The sequence below is a fragment of the Clostridium sp. DFI.1.208 genome, from assembly GCF_024463855.1.
GTDB lineage: Bacteria > Bacillota_I > Bacilli_A > Erysipelotrichales > Erysipelotrichaceae > Clostridium_AQ.
In genome coordinates this window covers 1-261 of sequence record NZ_JANGCA010000301.1, presented here as the reverse complement: position 1 = coordinate 261, position 261 = coordinate 1, and the positions used below count along the sequence as shown (strand labels likewise).

The 261-nt window shown below is 52.1% G+C and carries 1 protein-coding gene; it reads right to left on the bottom strand.

Going from position 1 to position 261, the window contains the following annotated elements; all coding sequences use genetic code 11:
* Positions 1-261, bottom strand: a 261-nt coding sequence (locus NE665_RS24450; protein WP_256302776.1) for a hypothetical protein, incomplete at both ends; no start/stop codon positions are given.

Below are 261 nucleotides of genomic sequence, written 5' to 3'. Positions count from 1 at the left end.
ACAGATACACGATATCGTTCGTCCCTGCCATCTGGTACATGCTCTTCTTATGCTCACACTTCGCGCCGAACTCGAACTGCAGCTCTTCCTCCTTCAGCTCCTTCACATCCTCATACAGGATGCGCAGTCGGTAATGCATCTTCCCTTCGCTTCTGTCCACGACGCGCATCACGATGTTCTTCTGCTCTTCCTTCGCCTTTTCGATCAGTGCCGGATAGATCGTCAGATGCTCCTGCTTCTCCTCCCAGCGATAATACACGA